Raw genomic sequence first — 15,224 nt, 5'->3', positions numbered from 1 at the left:
CCGGTCGGCTGACTTCGGCACCCACCGGATCTGATGCCGGGCCGCCGGGCCCGGCCCATCATGGTGGTTGTTGCCGATGAAATCAGGTGGGAATCATGGAAATGCCTCTGGTGAACAAGTGCACCGCCGATAACTGCGCGTTCAACCACGGCCAGAACTGCCATGCCCTAGCCATCACCATCGGCGATCCGCTCCGCGCGCAGTGCGACACGTTCTGCACCGCTCCGGTCGAAGGCGGCGTGCCCGACGTGGTCGGCCACGTGGGCGCCTGCAAGATGTCCGACTGCCGGTACAACGACCACCTCGAATGCCAGGCACCCGGCATCTCCGTCGGCTACGAGCAGGACATCGTGGACTGCCTGACCTACCAGCCCGCTTGAGCCGCACGCGTGCCGGTTCTTACGATGTGGAAAAGTCTCGACGCTCCGCTGTGCGTTCGAGACGCTGAGTGGCGAAACCGTTCTGTCGAGGGGACGAGATGAGTTCTCCAGCCGAACACGAGCTCGATCCAACCTTCTACCGCAGCCCGGGCGAAGCCATCGCCGCGCCCGCCGAACGACTGGCCTACGTCGTCGCGTTCGACCGTGCCGGTGAGCAACCGGACGCGCTCACCGTCGTCGACACCGATCCGGAATCGGCGACCTACGGCCAGGTGGTCGGCTGGGCCGACCTGCCGACCCGAGGCGACGAACTTCACCACTTCGGTTGGAACGCGTGCAGCAGCGCGTTCGCCCACGCCGGCCACCACACCGACGGCCTGCAGCGCCGCTACCTGCTCCTACCCGGACTGCGATCGTCGAACATCCACATCTACGACACCCACCCAGATCCGAGGCAGCCGAGGCTGGTGCGGACTGTGGCGGCCGGCGAACTCGCTGCCAAGGCCGGCTACTCCCGGCCGCACACGCTGCACTGCGGCCCGGACGGGATCTACCTGTCCTGCCTCGGCGGCGCCGACGGGGCCGACGGGCCCGGCGGGATCGCGGTGCTCGACCACGACACGTTCGACGTCGTGCGCGCGTGGGAAACCGACCGGGGACCGCAGCACCTGGCCTACGACGCGTGGTGGCACCTCAACCAGAACACTTTGATCACCAGCGAGTGGGGCACGCCCTCGATGATCGAGGACGGGGTCGTTCCGGAACTGCTGCTGAACAACGAGTACGGCCACGCCCTGCACTTCTGGGACCTGGCCGCGGGGCGCCACCTCCAGCGCGTCGACCTCGGCGCGCAGCACCAGATGGTGCTGGAGCTGCGCCCGTCGCACGATCCCGGCGCCACCTGGGGCTTCGCCGGCGTGGTCATCAGCACCGAGGACCTTTCCGCGTCGGTCTGGCGCTGGCACCGCGAAGGCGGCGACTGGCAGGCGGAGAAGGTGATCAGCATCCCCGCGGAGCCCGCTCCCGCCCACGAGCTCCCGCCCGCGCTCAAGCCCTTCGGCGCGGTGCCACCGCTGGTCACCGACATCAACCTATCCGTCGACGACCGGTTCCTCTACGTCTCTTGCTGGGGCACCGGCGAGCTGAAGCAGTACGACGTCAGCGATCCGGCGCACCCCCGCGAGACCGGGTCGGTCCGCCTCGGCGGGATCACCGGGCGCGTCCCACACCCGGCCGCGCCGGACGAGCCGCTGACGGGCGGGGTGCAGATGGTGGAGGTCAGCCGCGACGGTCGGCGCATCTACCTGACGAACTCGCTGTACGGATCGTGGGACGACCAGTTCTACCCCGACGGCGTCGGCGCGTGGTTCGCCAAGATCGACACCGATCCGGAAGGCGGCGGTGGCCTGTCGGTGGACGAGCGCTTCTTTCCGCGCGGCGACGAATTCCGCGGGCGGCGGGTCCACCAGGTGCGCCTCCAGGGCGGCGACGCCTCCTCGGACTCGTACTGCCAAGCCTGACCCCGTTCCCCCCGGGACAACCAAGCAGGACAAGGATGTTGCCCCGGAAATGACCACTGCGTTCGCCGTCACCTGGGACTACCCCTGCCCGTTCGCCTGCAACGCGCGGGGCTCCCCGCCGCGGCGTGTCCCCGGCGACCCGACCGGCTAGCGGTCGGGTCGCCGGGTGAGCGGTCACCAGGTTTCCGTCTTTGTGCTGCCCCAGTGGACGTCCTCGTCGTCCCAGGTGACAGGTCGCGAGGGCGGTTCCGGCGCGGGTTGCCCGGCTTCGCCCTCGATGCTGATCAAGTAGTCGCCGACCACGGCCGCGACCTCCGCGCCGCACCCGGCCTGGATCGCGAGCATGCCTTGCCGCAGGGAGTCCGTGCCCGCTTCGTTGCTCAGCCGCGAAATCTCCGCGGCCAGCCCCGCGGGGCCCAGCGCGAGCGCCCGGTCGTCAAGTTCGAGTCCGACCAGCATCCCCTGCAAGTCCACCGCCAGCGAAACGCCTTCACCGCGCGCGGTTCCGCGAACGGCGTCCAAGCCCGCGGCGAGCCCGTTCGTCCGGGGCATCCCATCGGCGATCTCGATCAGTTCGTCGATGCTGTGTTCGTCCATCAGCGCCTCCAGGCTTCTACTGCGGTTGTGTCGTCGGTGTCGGCGTCCGCGTCGTCCTGGGGGAGCCCTAACGCGGCCAGGACGTCCGGGTGCAGCTCGCCGGACTCCTCGCGGATGGCTTCCCCGGCCGCCCGGTTCGCCTTTGCCGCCGCAGCCCGGACCAGCGCCTCGATCGTGGCCGCGAGTCGCGCGGCCCCGAGCTCCAGCGCCTCGGGGGCCAGTTCCAGGGACTGCAGCGCGCCACCGGGGACGACCTCGACCGAAACCCCATTGCGCTGCGCACGTCCGATGATCATCACTTCGGATGCACCCCTCCGTAGAACCGGTCGGCGTCCTTGGGCAGCGTGTAGGTGCGACGGGCTACCTGATCGCTGGAGTTGCCCTCGATCGTGGTGATCTTGTTACCCTCGACCTTCTCGATGAGCCCGATGTGCTCGCTCTGGCCATGACCGGGGCCGGTGCCGAACAGCAGCGCGTCACCGGGCTGGGCGTTTTTGAGCAGGTCGCTCTGGCCGTAGGCGGTGCCCTGCTGTTCGCCCCATTTGTAGACGTCCCCGGTGTAGCCGTACTTCGGGATGTCCACGCCGGCCTCCCGCCACATCGAGGTGGCGAAGTAGGAGCACCAGGGCTGCCCGGTCGGGCCCCACTTGTTCTGGTTGTCCGGGCCCTCGTGGTAGCCGATGTGCTTGCGGGCGTTGTCCAGGATCTCGTCGGCTTTGCCGGACCCCTTGCCCTTGCCGGGGCTGCCGTCGCCGCCCTTGGCGCCGTCTTCGCCCGGCTTGCGCGGCTGCTTCTCGGGATCGGCGACGCCGTCGGAGTCCACTTCCTCCAGCAGCGCGCGCAGTTTCCGCGCCGCCTCCGCCATTTCGTCGCGAGCGTCCTTGAGCTCGCCGCCGGACTGCTTGATGTATCCGCCCGCGAGGTCGGCGACCTCGGCCACCGCCCGCATCAGTCCCGCCGGTGCCGCGACACCGGCGACGGCCATCCCGGCCTGGATGACCTGTCCTGCCTTGGTGATGAAGTCCTCGACGAGCGACCCGACCGCGCTGTGCCGGCCGTCCAGCGCCTTGGTGACCTCCGCGACGATCTTGGCGCCCTTGGCGCTGGCCTCTGCGGTCACGGTGAGGTCCTGGTCGAACTTAGTCGCCTTCTTCTGGAAACCATCCGTGGCCTTGCTCTCCCAGTTGCTCAGCAGCTTGCCGGCGGCCTTCTGATGCATCTCGCGCTGTTGCTGGATGGCGTTGGCCGCCGACTCCAGGGCGGCCTGCGCGCGCTGCACCTCGCCCGCCCTGCCTTCGAGCTTTCCCTGGTGAGTGAACAATTCGCTGGCGAATCTCGATGCGATGCCATCAACATCCACTTCGGGCTCCTCGGATCAAGTCAGGAATTTCTTGAGCTCTCTGGCGGATTCCTCGTCGATGTCCCGGTAGGCCTTCGCGGCGTCGGTCGTCGCCGCGCCCAGCTTGCGCGCGTTCGCCCCGGTCGCGTTGACCTGCTTTTCCAGGCTCTTGCTGAAATCGCCCAGGGCGGCGGAGAAGCCGGTTTCCTGGCCGACCTTGCCGAAGCTGTCGTTGGCAATGCCGGTCACGGAGTGCACGGTCTTCTTGCCGGTGTTCGCCAGCTGCTCGGCGATGTCGTCGGCTTCCTTGGTGTAGGCGAGGAGATGGTCCGGGGCCACCTTGAATCCGTCGCTGCCGGGCTTGCCCCCACCACCGTCAGGGGAGCCCTCCGGCGCCTTGGTCTTGCCGCCGTTGCCGGTGACCGCCTTGGCCGCCGCCTCGGCTTCGTCGAGGTGCTTCTTGTAGGCCCCGTTGGTGTAGGTCGACCAGGGGTCGAACGACTTGCCGTGGTTGGAGATCGCGTAGGCGGCCTTGGCGTTCTCGTCCGGATCGAACAGGTCCTTGTTCGAGTCGAGCCCGAACTGCTTGCGCCGCTCCGGGCCCATGTCCCCGAGCATGTTGACCTGCCACAGACCGTAGGAGTCGTCCGGCGGGGTGGGGTTGTGGGAGCGGGCGTTCCCGCTGGACTCCGCGAGAGCAACCGCCACCGACGTGGTCAGGGCCTTGCCGCGGAAACCGGCATCGTAAGCATGCTGGGCGATCTGCTCCGCTGTTAGTTCGCTCACGCGGGCAGTATGGTCGCGAACTCGTCGCCGTTGACAAGTTTGCCCTGCACATAGCCCTGATGGACTAGCGCGACGGCCCTTGCTCCGACGACTGGCGCAATGCCTCGCAGGCATTGGAAGCATCGCCCTGGGCGTGCACGGATCGCGCGGAGATCGGCGTGAAAGCTGAATCCACGTCGCCGCCCGGGGCGATTTTCGACCGACGGCACGGCACCACCGCGCTCTTGAGATCTGTAGCGGACATGCGCAGGCCAGGCCACTGGCCGTGGCTTGCTCGCAGGTGCTCTGGTCGAGAGTGGCGCAGGGGAGTGGTGGGGTTGGTGGGGGCGTAACCGTGGGCGGTGTGGCCAGTGCGGCCGGTGTGGCCTGGTACTGTTCGGTGGCTCTTGGTCGAACCCGGACTGACGTGCGTTTTCGCGCATGTGCTGGGGTGGGCTGGAGCCGTGTTGACAAACACCCGGGGCGGTTCCAGAATGTCGTCACGCCGCGTTTGACCGACACGATGCGCCGGCACGGCGCAACCGCAGGCTGAGAGGCGCTGCAACGGACGTTTCGTCCGCCACGCTCAGCAGGCGGCTCAAGGACCACGGTAAGGGCGCCTCCTGCGGGAGGTGCCTTTTTGATGAGTGGCTTGAGATTCCGGCCCGGGAGCGGCCCTTCACGTTCAATGTCCGATTGAAGCCGGGCCGCATCGAATCCGTCTGGTGGGGCACCTCGGTTGGCGCGCACATGCCTGAGCACACGGGTTGCCGGACGGTCCGGGCGTTCCACTTTGGATGGTCGTGTCCGAATGAATAGTTCTGCAAGGGAAAGGTAGTCATGAGCGTCGAGTTGCAGAAGGTCAACGGCCTGGAGTTCGCTATCCGGGATCTGGGGTTGGCTGAGGCCGGGCGGCATCAGATCCGGTTGGCTGAGCATGAGATGCCGGGTTTGATGGCGACGCGTGAGGAGTTTGCGGGCTCGCAGCCGTTGAGGGGTGCGCGGATTGCGGGTTCGTTGCACATGACGGTGCAGACGGCGGTGTTGATCGAGACGCTGGTCGCGCTGGGTGCCGAGGTCCGGTGGGTGTCGTGCAACATCTTCTCGACCCAGGACGAGGCCGCCGCTGCGGTTGTGGTGGGTCCGGACGGGACGCCGGAGGCGCCTGCGGGTGTGTCGGTGTTCGCGTGGAAGGGTGAGTCGCTGGAGGAGTACTGGTGGTGCACCGACCAGTTGTTCCAGTTCGGTGGTGGTGAGGGTCCGAACATGATCCTCGATGATGGTGGTGACGCCACGCTGTTGGTGCACAAGGGTGTGGAGTTCGAGGCTGCCGGGGTGGTGCCGCAGGCTGGAGATGATGACCCGGAGGAGTACAAGGTCATCCTGGAGACGCTGCGTGCCAGCGTCGCCGTGGACGGCAAGCGGTTCACGAAGATCGCCGGTGAGGTCAAGGGTGTGACCGAGGAGACCACGACCGGTGTGCACCGGCTGTATGAGCTGGCCAAGACCGGGGATCTGTTGTTCCCGGCGATCAATGTCAATGACTCGGTGACGAAGTCGAAGTTCGACAACAAGTACGGGTGCCGGCACTCGCTGATCGATGGCATCAACCGTGCCACGGATGTGCTCATCGGCGGCAAGGTCGCGGTGGTGTGCGGTTACGGCGACGTGGGTAAGGGCTCGGCGGAGTCGCTGCGGGGCCAGGGTGCGCGGGTGATCGTGACCGAGATCGACCCGATCTGCGCGTTGCAGGCGGTGATGGACGGTTATCAGGTGACCACGCTGGAAGATGTCGTGGAGATCGCTGACATCTTCGTCACGACGACGGGGAACTTCGACATCATCACCGCCGAGCACATGGGGCGGATGAAGCACCAGGCGATCGTGGGCAACATCGGTCATTTCGACAACGAGATCGACATGGCGGGGTTGGAGAAAACGCCTGGTGTCCGTAAGCAGGAGATCAAGCCGCAGGTCCACGAGTACGTGTTCGAGGACGGGCATTCGGTCATTGTGTTGTCGGAGGGCCGGTTGCTGAACCTGGGCAACGCCACCGGGCACCCCAGCTTCGTGATGTCGAACTCCTTCACCAACCAGACGATCGCGCAGATCGAGTTGTTCACCAAGCCGGGGGAGTACGACAAGCAGGTGTATGTGCTGCCCAAGCACCTGGATGAGAAGGTGGCCCGCCTGCACCTGGACGCTCTGGGTGTGAAGCTGACCAAGCTCTCCAAGGAGCAGGCCGCCTACATCGGTGTCGACGTCGACGGCCCCTACAAGCCCGACCACTACCGCTACTGATCGAACTGCCCGGAACCCGCCGCAGCGCCGCCGCGCCTGCGGCGGGTTCCGCGTTCAAGCCGCGCCATTATTGCTTATAGTCACTATCCATTCAGTATTGACCGAAATTATTGCTCGTCGGCCCGCACCAGGCAGGGTGTCTCAGGGTCGCCCACTACGCTGCACGGATGACGCCGCAGGAGCTCAAGAACGCATGCTTCGCGCTCGCCGGGACGCGCGAAGAGTTCCCCTTCGACGAGACGAACAGCGTTTTCAAGGTCTCCGGGAAGATCTTCGCGATCAGCAGGCTGGGCGGTGATCCGCTGAAGGTGAGCCTCAAGTGCGAACCGGAGCTGGCGGTGCACCTGCGCGCGCAACACCCGGCCATCACGCCCGGCTACCACCTCAACAAGCGGCACTGGAACACAGTCGTCGTGGACGCTTCCGTGCCCGATCAGCTCGTGCTGGACATGATCGAGGATTCCTACGACCTCGTCGTCGCAGGCTTGCCGAAGCGCGAGCAGGAGAAGTTGCGCTGGAGCGCGCTCAGCCGCGAGGAGTGATGTATCTTCACCACTCGATTCGCCGGAGTTTCTCCGCCCGCCGCACCAGGTTCAGGCGGGTGGCTTGGTCACCGCAGCGCACCCGTTCGCCAGTTGTTTCGGCTGCACCTACGAATTCGCCTACGAGCTGGCGGATCTCGTCGAGGTGTGGAACCGGGACTGGACCTATGAGGAGGAAGCGGCGGTCAACCACTGGGACGGCCTGCTGCGCACCGGTCACTGGATTCCGCTGATCGGCAACTCCGATGCGCACAACCCAGAGCACGCCGTCGGCAGCCCCCAGACCGTGGTGCTCGCGGACAGCTTGCGGCGCGAGGCGCTGCTGGACGGACTGCGCGCGGGGCGTTCGTGGTTGGCCGAATCCTCCGCCGTGCAGCTGAACTTCACGGCAACCGAAGGCCACCGCACTGCGGGCATCGGTGAGCGGCTGGCGGTGGACACCGGCACCCCCGTGACCTTCGAGCTGACCGTCAGCGGCGTGCCCGGCACGACCGTTCGGTTGTTGGACCAGGTCGGGCCGGAGCACACCGCCGAGGTGTCCGCCACAGGTTCGCTCACCACGCGGTGGACGGCCTACCCGCGCTACACGCGCTGGGTGCGCGCCGAGGTCCGCCGGGCCGGTCGGATGGTCGCGATGACGAATCCGATTTTCCTGACCAAGTAACGGAATTCGGCCCGCGCGCTTCCGGTGGCGCACCGGACCGGCGCGCGGACCGGTTTGTCGTCTTGCTGCCAGTAGCCGAGCATCACCGAGTACCTGCGGGTGCAGAACTCGCCCGGCATGCCGCGCGGCACGGTCAGTCCGGTGGCCGGGTCGGTGATCTTGACCTCCAGGTGCGGCCCGACCCGGCCGACCGTCGAAACCCGGCGCTCCAGGGAGTCGTCGGCGCGGGTCTGCATCGACACCGGCGATGTTTCGGTCATGCCGTAGCAGATCGATACCTCCGCCATGCCCATCCGGTCGATGCCCTGCTTCATCACCTCCACCGGGCAGGGCGATCCGGCCATGATCCCGGTGCGCAGCGATGATAGGTCGAAGGAGTCGAAGTCCGGGTGGTCGAGCTCGGCGATGAACATCGTCGGTACCCCGTACAGCGACGTGCATCGCTCCACCGCGATCGCCGCCAGTGACGCGGCGGGGCGGACCTCCGCCACCATCGCGGCGTAGTCGGAGGATTTGAACGACTGGGCGGAGACCAGCAACCGGACCCCGGCCTGGTTCAGCACGTACTCCAGCTCGTGCACCCGGTACGCCGGGTTGATGTTGACCAGGATCGCGCCGATCTTCGCCGTGGCGTACTGGATCAGCGTCCACTCCGCCCGGTTCGGCGACCAGATCCCTACCCGGTCGCCCTTGCCGATCCCGGCATCCAGCAGTCCCACGGCCAGCGAGTCCACCGCCGCGCCGAACTCCCGGTACGTCCACCGCCGCCCCGAGGCGCATTCCACCAGCGCGTCCCGGTCCCCGAACTTCGCCACCGATCGATCGAGGTTGGCGCCGATCGTTTCCCCCAACAACGGCACCTCGGAAACACCCGAGTCGTAGGACAGCTGCTCGGTCGCCACCTTTGCCTCCCGAAAAGCGATGCTCATGATCCTCTGGTCGTGTCCGGGTCACACCTGGCCGACGCCGCAACCGACGCTGGTGGGCACGTCTGCCGATGGCCACCTTCGCGTGGCGGAAGAACACCCGTGAGCGTTTTTGCGTGCTATAGCACCCACAAACACTCACGGGTGTTCTTCGCTTGCCGAAACGCTCGTCGCGATCCGCATAGCCGCGAACACGCCCCCGCCGCTTCCCGCCATGGCGCGGCCAGACGTTATCCGATAGCGCGGATGGTGAGACTGGTCTTCTGGAGCACCCAGACACCGCAGGGACAACCGGTACTGGTCCTCGGATGCCCGGGTGATCGCGCGGCCTCGGGGCCCACCTTCGACCCGGGACACCTCAAAGGCGCACCGGGTCGCCATGCGGCTCAAGGCGGGTTCTGTTTGGATCAACCAGTACAACGGTTTCGACACCGCGCTTCCCTTCGGAGGTTTCAAGCAGTCCGGTTGGGGGCGAGAGTTGGGGCCGGACGCGATCGACCTCTACACCCAGACCAAAGCAGTCAGCGTGGCGCTGTGATCGGAGGAATTCGGACGTGAAGACCAAGGCAGCGGTCCTGCGGGAAGTGGGCAAGCCGTTCGAGATCATCGAGCTGGACCTGGACGGCCCGGGGCCAGGCGAGGTCCTGATCAAGTACACCGCGGCCGGGCTCTGCCACTCAGACCTGCACCTCACGAACGGCGACCTGCAGCCCCGGTATCCGATCGTCGGCGGGCACGAGGGCGCCGGGGTCATCGAGGAAGTGGGGCCCGGTGTCACTAAGGTCAAGCCCGGCGACCACGTGGTGTGCAGCTTCATCCCCAACTGCGGCACCTGCCGCTACTGCTCGACCGGTCGGCAGAACCTGTGCGACATGGGCGCGACGATTCTCGCCGGGTCCATGCCCGACGGGACGTTCCGCTTCCACGGCGAAGGCCAGGACTTCGGTGCCATGTGCATGCTGGGCACCTTCTCCGAACGGGCGACGATCTCGCAGCACTCGGTGGTCAAGGTGGACGATTGGCTGCCGCTGGAGACCGCAGTGGTGGTCGGCTGCGGGGTGCCCAGCGGTTGGGGCACCGCGGTCAACGCCGGCAGCGTCCGGGCCGGTGACACCGTGATCATCTACGGCATCGGCGGGCTGGGCATCAACGCCGTGCAGGGCGCGGTTCAGGCGGGGGCCAAGTACGTGGTCGTCGTCGATCCCCTGGGGTTCAAGCGGGAAACGGCGTTGAAGTTCGGTGCCACGCACGCGTTCGCGGATGCCGACGAGGCCCAGGCGAAGGTCACCGAGCTGACCTGGGGTCAGGGCGCGGATGCGGCGCTGATCCTGGTCGGGACGGTCGACGAGACCGTGGTGTCGAAGGCGACCGCGGCGATCGGGAAGGGCGGCACCGTCGTCATCACCGGCCTCGCCGATCCGGCGAAGCTCACGGTGCACGTCTCCGGCGCGGACCTGACGTTGAACGAGAAGACCATCAAGGGCACGCTCTTCGGCTCGTCCAACCCGCAGTACGACATCGTGCGGCTGCTGCGCCTCTACGACGCCGGGATGCTCAAGCTCGACGAGCTGATCACGACGCGCTACACGCTGGAGCAGGTCAACGAGGGCTACCAGGACCTGCGCGACGGCAAGAACATCCGCGGTGTGATCGTGCACGACTGATCCGTCTGCCGGCGCCCGCGGCTGCTTCGCACCAGAAGCACCTGCGGGCGCCGCAGTTCGTCGGAACGGCAGCGATCAGGTGCCCTGGGCGAAGGTTTCGACGATCTTGTTGTTGAACGCGGGCAGGTCGCGCGGGCTGCGGCTGGTCACCAGCCCGTGGTCGACCACGACCTCCTCGTCGACGACCTCGCCGCCGGCGTTGCGGATGTCGGTGCGGATGCTGTGGAACGACGTCAGCTTGCGGTCCCGCACCACGTCGGCCTCCACGAGCGTCCAGGGCCCGTGGCAGATTGCGCCGACCGGCTTGCCCGAGTTCACGAAGCTCCGGACGAACTCCACCGCGCGTGCGTCGCGCCGGAGGTTGTCCGGGTTGATCGTGCCGCCGGGCAGGATCAACGCGTCGTAGTCGTCGGCCGAGGCCTCGGAGATCTCCCGGTCGACGGTGAACCGGTCGCCCGGGTTGATGTCGTGGTTCATCGCCTGGATCTGGCCTGCGTGCACCGAAACCAGCTCGGCCTCGGCGCCGGCCTGCTCCACGGCTTGGCGCGGCTGTTCGAGTTCGACCTGCTCGACACCGTCGGCGGCGAGGATGGCCACCCGGCGGCCGCGCAGTTCGTTCGCCATGTTCGATCACCTTTCCCGATGTGGATCTGCTGCGCGATTTCTGGCACCGGCTCGACTCGCGGGTACCGGCCAGTTCCAGGGTGCGCCGCCGTGTCCGGCACGCAACTCGGCGACGCCGCCGTTGCGGACTGACATCGGCGGACAGCCATCTGGCAAGCGCACCTGCACGCGGTATCGACTGTAAATCACCCACCTACTGGGGAACGAGTGATTTCCTCGCAATGCGCAGCCTCGGCAGCCGATGGGAGCCGTCGTCTAACGTGCAGATGTGACTGCTACTGAGGCAAGCGGGTTGGTCGGCATCGGGAACATCGAGTCAGCGGCGGAGAGCATCGCAGGACACGTCGTGCGGACTCCGACGGTGCCCAGCCCGGGCCTCACCGAGCTGCTCGGGGCGCCGGTGACCGCGAAGCTGGAACTGCTGCAGCGGACCGGCTCCTTCAAGGTGCGCGGGGCGACGGCGAAGCTAAAGGCGCTGAGCGAAGCCGAACGCGCGGCTGGGGTCGTCGCGGTGAGCGGCGGGAACCACGGGATCGCCCTCGCGGTCATGGCCGGTGCGTTGGAGATCAAGGCGACCGTCGTCATGCCGCGCTCGGCGCCGGCTCGCGCCGTCGAGGTCGCTGAGGCGGCCGGTACCTCCGTTCGAGTCACCGACGACATGGCTACGGCGTTCGCGCTGATGACGGAGTTGCAGGCCAGCGGGCTCACCCTCGTGCACCCGTTCGACGATCCCGTTGTCATCGCAGGTCAGGGCACGGTCGGCCTCGAGTTCGCCGACGACGCGGATGACGTCACCGATGTGCTGGTGAGCATCGGTGGCGGCGGTCTGATCGCTGGAGTCGCAGCGGCGCTGCGCGTGCGACGCCCCGATGTGCGGATCTGGGGGGTGGAAACCCGCGGTGCGCATGCCATGTCCGAGGCGCTGGCAGCCGGCGGTCCGGTGCCGGTCGAGCTGTCGTCGGTGGTGTCCACGCTCAGCGCCCCGGCGGTCTCGCAGCTGACCTACGACCACGTGTCCACATTGGTCACCGATGTCCTGGTGGTGTCCGACGCCGAAGCGGTGCAGGGGACCCTCGATCTCGCCAAACACGCGAAGGTCTGGGCCGAGCCCGCAGCAGGATGCCTCCTCCCGGCCGCCCGGCGCGTGCTGGCGGAGGTCGGGGCCGAGGCAAAGCTCGGCCTGGTGGTCTGCGGCGGAAATGCGACGACCGCGGACGTCACTACCTGGGCGGACCGCTTCGGCCTGAGCTGACCCCGGCCCGTCGGTCCACAGTGGAGCAGGCTAACAGGTGCCTTGGTGCGCGTTGCATTCAGTCGTCGAGGAACGTCAGGTCGCGGAGGCGGTCCGGGTCGGCGAGGATGTCGAGCGCCACGACCTTTCCGCGGGCGACCGTGAACGCCGCGAGCGAGATTGGTCGGCCTTCCGAGATCGCAACCGCCCCGGGGCGCCGTTGACGATCGCGGGTCGGGTCAGATCGGCGATCTGCGAGAAGATGATCGCGCCCCCCGCCGCCGCCTTCGCACCGCGCCGGGTGGTGCTCGGGCGCAGCGAGCCGCCGTCGGTGCGCACCACGACGTCTGGGTCGAGGACCGCGAGAAGAGCATCGAAATCCCCGGCGCGCGCGGCCGTGAGGAAGGCATTTACGACTTCGCGCTGCTGGGCCAGATCTGCGTCCGGGGCCGGAGCCGCGCCCTGCACCCGCCGGCGGGCCCGGCTGGCGAGTTGGCGGGTCGCGGGCGAGGTACGCCCGACGATGGGGGCGATCTCGTCGAAAGGCACCGCGAACATGTCGTGCAGCACGAAGGCGAGCCGTTCGGCAGGCGTGAGGGTTTCGAGCACCACCAGCAGTGCGAGGCCGGTCGAGTCGGCCATCAGCGCCTCGTGCTCCGGGGTGATGTTGTCCGGGCTGCTGATGACCGGGTCGGGAACGTGCGTGTCCAGCGGCTCCTCGCGGCGGGCGGTTCGCGCGCGGAGCATGTTCAGGCACACCCGGCCGACGACCGTGGTGAGCCAGCCGCCAAGGTTCTCGATTTCGCCGGTGTCGGAGCGGCTGAGCCTGAGCCAGGCCTCCTGGACCGCGTCGTCGGACTCGCTCAGCGAGCCGAGCATCCGGTAGGCCACCGCCCGCAGGTGGTCGCGGTGGGCCTCGAATCGGCCCGCCAGAAAATCCTTCTCGTTCATCGGTCGCAGCCCTTCGTTGCGTCGTGTCGAAGGATTGACTGCTCCCCCGCCTGGAGGCGGGGGATTTTTCGTCCCTCGTCTCCAGGCGTGGTGGGGATTCCTGGCTCAGGCAGCCTCCCGGGGCAGCGCCTCGGGAGGTCTTGCGCCCTCAACACCAGCCGGGTACAGCCCAGCCCGGACCAGCATCACACGCGCGGAGTTCTTGTCTCTCGGACAGACGTGCCCGCACGCGGTACAGGTATAGGTTCGTTCCGACAGCGGCAGCGCGTGCTTGGTTCTCGCCCCGCACTGTCCACAGTCCATTGTCGTGTGCTTCGGATCGACAAGCATCACCAGGCGGCCGTGCTTGCGCCCCATCGTGATCAGTTCGGTTTTCGTGGCCGAGATCGCAGCATCAGCCGCTTTCCTGGCCATCGTGGTCTTCGCGAGAAATTTCGGGCGGAAGTCCTCCACCGCGATCGCATCGTGGTCCCTCGCCACACGCAAGGCCCATTTACGGGCCGTGTCCTGACGCTGGCGGGCGACCTTCGCGTGCGCTTTCGCGGCCCGACGCCGGGCCATCATCCGCTGATAGCGGGCCAGCTTCACCGCCGCACGCTTGCCGTGCTCGGCATGCGGAAGATCGTGCGCTTCGGATGTGGTCGTAGCGGTCTCGGTCACACCCCAGTCGATGCCGATCACCTGACCGGTTTCCGGCAACGACCGTACCTCGGTCGCGACCACGAACGAGCAATACCAGTGCCCTTGGGCGTCCTGGTACACACGCACCGACGACGGCGCGGAGGGAAGCTCGCGGGACCACACCACCGTGCACACGATGCCACCCGCCAGGTGCAGGCGACCGTCGGTGATCCGGTACCCGCGCAGCGTGTAGTTCAAGCTCGGACGCGCGAGCGCCTTTTTCTTGAACTTCGGCATGCCCGCCCGCTGCCGCATCGGCAACCGGGCCTTGACGTCCTTCAACGCCTTGGCGCGGGACTTGGCGAAGTCACGGATGATCTGCTGCGGAACCGAACCGCCGGCACTCAGCCAGTCGTGTTCACTGCGCTATCCGGTCAGCAGCTTGCACAGGTGCGCGGGACCGCATTTCTCGCCCGCACGGTACGCCTGACGGGAGGTGGCCACGCACTGGTTCCATACCCACCGGCACCGATCCCACTCGGCCAGCAGCGCATGCCGGGAGGTCAGCGACAAACGAAGCCGATAGGTGTACCGGGCGTGCCCGGCATCCTCGGTCTTCACTGTTGCTGCCATATGGATCACCGTAGCATTGGGTTTATGGCCATCGACAGCGAGTTCCGTACAGGAAGACGCGTAGTTTTCCTCGTGCATGCTCACTTGGTTTTCGTCACGAAGTGCCGGCACCCCGTGTTCACCGACGCACACCTGGCCCGCATGGAAAAAATCATGCGGGAGGTATGCGGCGACTTCGAAACCGAACTGGAAGAGTTCAACGGCGAAGTTGACCACGTGCATCTGCTGGTCAGCTTCCCACCCAAGGTCGCGGTGTCGAAACTGGTCAACTCCCTCAAAGGGGGTATCCTCCCGGCTGTTGCGTAAGGAGTACGAAGGAGGCACACCGATTTCCGTGATGCGCCAGTACATCGAACGGCAAGCCCGCCCCGCTGTCTGAGTGGTCGGCTTAAGCACGGAATTGATGCGCTTCCTCCCCGCCCTAAAGGACGGGGCATCCGCGCTACGTTTCTTCGGTGACCCGCCG

The 15,224-nt window shown here is 67.0% G+C and carries 15 protein-coding genes and 3 pseudogenes; 9 read left to right on the top strand and 9 right to left on the bottom strand.

The features are described from left to right. Positions 1-95: 95 nt before the first annotated feature. Both ACRXBZ_RS00650 and ACRXBZ_RS00645 read left to right on the top strand, forming a co-directional pair. A complete protein-coding gene (locus tag ACRXBZ_RS00650) occupies positions 96-380 on the top strand; it encodes a DUF1540 domain-containing protein (RefSeq protein ID WP_433877276.1) in 285 nt (94 codons plus the stop codon). A gap of 98 nt (positions 381-478) precedes the next feature. Continuing rightward, entirely contained in the window at positions 479-1,900 is a 1,422-nt protein-coding gene (locus ACRXBZ_RS00645) for a selenium-binding protein SBP56-related protein (RefSeq protein WP_433877275.1), read from the top strand. A 174-nt stretch (positions 1,901-2,074) separates the two neighbouring features. Here ACRXBZ_RS00645 and ACRXBZ_RS00640 read toward each other — a convergent pair whose 3' ends face one another. From ACRXBZ_RS00640 to ACRXBZ_RS00625, 4 genes are read right to left on the bottom strand one after another with little or no spacing between them, the layout of a single operon-like run. Then, complete coding sequence (locus tag ACRXBZ_RS00640) at positions 2,075-2,497, bottom strand: hypothetical protein (RefSeq protein WP_433877274.1); 423 nt, start codon at positions 2,495-2,497, stop codon at positions 2,075-2,077. Next, entirely contained in the window at positions 2,497-2,793 is a 297-nt protein-coding gene (locus ACRXBZ_RS00635; protein ID WP_433877273.1) for a YbaB/EbfC family DNA-binding protein, read from the bottom strand. The genes ACRXBZ_RS00640 and ACRXBZ_RS00635 overlap by 1 nt, the downstream gene beginning before the upstream one ends. Further along, positions 2,793-3,857 (bottom strand): CHAP domain-containing protein, encoded by a 1,065-nt coding sequence (locus ACRXBZ_RS00630; protein ID WP_433877272.1) that lies wholly within the window; start codon positions 3,855-3,857, stop codon positions 2,793-2,795. The genes ACRXBZ_RS00635 and ACRXBZ_RS00630 overlap by 1 nt, the downstream gene beginning before the upstream one ends. 15 nt (positions 3,858-3,872) lie before the next feature. Beyond that, entirely contained in the window at positions 3,873-4,622 is a 750-nt protein-coding gene (locus ACRXBZ_RS00625) for a type VII secretion target (protein ID WP_433877271.1), read from the bottom strand. 819 nt (positions 4,623-5,441) lie between these two features. On the opposite strand from ACRXBZ_RS00625, the gene ahcY reads away from it, so the two are divergent. The 3 genes from ahcY (at position 5,442) to ACRXBZ_RS00610 (ending at position 8,108) form a co-directional block, all read left to right on the top strand. Continuing rightward, positions 5,442-6,902, top strand: coding sequence for an adenosylhomocysteinase (gene ahcY, locus ACRXBZ_RS00620; protein WP_433877270.1), 1,461 nt, complete (start codon positions 5,442-5,444; stop codon positions 6,900-6,902). Positions 6,903-7,069: 167 nt separating this feature from the next. Then, positions 7,070-7,444, top strand: a complete 375-nt coding sequence (locus tag ACRXBZ_RS00615) for an MmcQ/YjbR family DNA-binding protein (protein ID WP_433877269.1) — start codon at positions 7,070-7,072, stop codon at positions 7,442-7,444. Positions 7,445-7,508: 64 nt separating this feature from the next. After that, a complete protein-coding gene (locus ACRXBZ_RS00610; protein WP_433877268.1) occupies positions 7,509-8,108 on the top strand; it encodes a CehA/McbA family metallohydrolase in 600 nt (199 codons plus the stop codon). 41 nt (positions 8,109-8,149) lie between these two features. Here the strand turns inward: ACRXBZ_RS00610 and ACRXBZ_RS00605 are convergent. Then, positions 8,150-9,037: pseudogene (locus ACRXBZ_RS00605) on the bottom strand (AMP-binding protein); the annotation flags it as partial. A gap of 313 nt (positions 9,038-9,350) precedes the next feature. Here ACRXBZ_RS00605 and ACRXBZ_RS00600 point away from each other — a divergent pair. Both ACRXBZ_RS00600 and ACRXBZ_RS00595 read left to right on the top strand, forming a co-directional pair. Further along, on the top strand, positions 9,351-9,572 hold the full coding sequence (locus ACRXBZ_RS00600) for an aldehyde dehydrogenase family protein (RefSeq protein ID WP_433877267.1): 222 nt from the start codon (positions 9,351-9,353) through the stop codon (positions 9,570-9,572). A gap of 16 nt (positions 9,573-9,588) precedes the next feature. Beyond that, a complete protein-coding gene (locus tag ACRXBZ_RS00595) occupies positions 9,589-10,698 on the top strand; it encodes an NDMA-dependent alcohol dehydrogenase (RefSeq protein WP_168588953.1) in 1,110 nt (369 codons plus the stop codon). A gap of 75 nt (positions 10,699-10,773) precedes the next feature. Here the strand turns inward: ACRXBZ_RS00595 and ACRXBZ_RS00590 are convergent, their stop codons facing one another. Then, positions 10,774-11,322 (bottom strand): type 1 glutamine amidotransferase domain-containing protein, encoded by a 549-nt coding sequence (locus tag ACRXBZ_RS00590; RefSeq protein WP_168588952.1) that lies wholly within the window; start codon positions 11,320-11,322, stop codon positions 10,774-10,776. 268 nt (positions 11,323-11,590) lie between these two features. Between ACRXBZ_RS00590 and ACRXBZ_RS00585 the strand changes: the two genes are divergently transcribed. Next, positions 11,591-12,574 carry a threonine/serine dehydratase family protein gene (locus ACRXBZ_RS00585; protein ID WP_433877266.1) on the top strand — a complete coding sequence of 328 codons (984 nt, stop codon included), beginning with the start codon at positions 11,591-11,593 and terminating at the stop codon, positions 12,572-12,574. 58 nt (positions 12,575-12,632) lie between these two features. Here ACRXBZ_RS00585 and ACRXBZ_RS00580 read toward each other — a convergent pair. From ACRXBZ_RS00580 to ACRXBZ_RS00570, 3 genes and pseudogenes are all read right to left on the bottom strand, one after another. Beyond that, positions 12,633-13,504, bottom strand: a pseudogene (locus tag ACRXBZ_RS00580) (sigma-70 family RNA polymerase sigma factor). Positions 13,505-13,609: 105 nt separating this feature from the next. Continuing rightward, positions 13,610-14,503 (bottom strand): RNA-guided endonuclease InsQ/TnpB family protein, encoded by an 894-nt coding sequence (locus ACRXBZ_RS00575; protein WP_433883770.1) that lies wholly within the window; start codon positions 14,501-14,503, stop codon positions 13,610-13,612. A gap of 48 nt (positions 14,504-14,551) precedes the next feature. Further along, complete coding sequence (locus tag ACRXBZ_RS00570; protein WP_433877265.1) at positions 14,552-14,758, bottom strand: hypothetical protein; 207 nt, start codon at positions 14,756-14,758, stop codon at positions 14,552-14,554. 24 nt (positions 14,759-14,782) lie between these two features. Between ACRXBZ_RS00570 and tnpA the strand changes: the two are divergent. After that, positions 14,783-15,137: pseudogene (tnpA, locus tag ACRXBZ_RS00565) on the top strand (IS200/IS605 family transposase). Positions 15,138-15,224 lie beyond the last annotated feature (87 nt).

It is taken from the genome of Saccharopolyspora hattusasensis (assembly GCF_050972075.1).
Lineage (GTDB): Bacteria > Actinomycetota > Actinomycetes > Mycobacteriales > Pseudonocardiaceae > Saccharopolyspora > Saccharopolyspora hattusasensis.
This window is presented reverse-complemented; position numbering and strand designations above follow the sequence as displayed.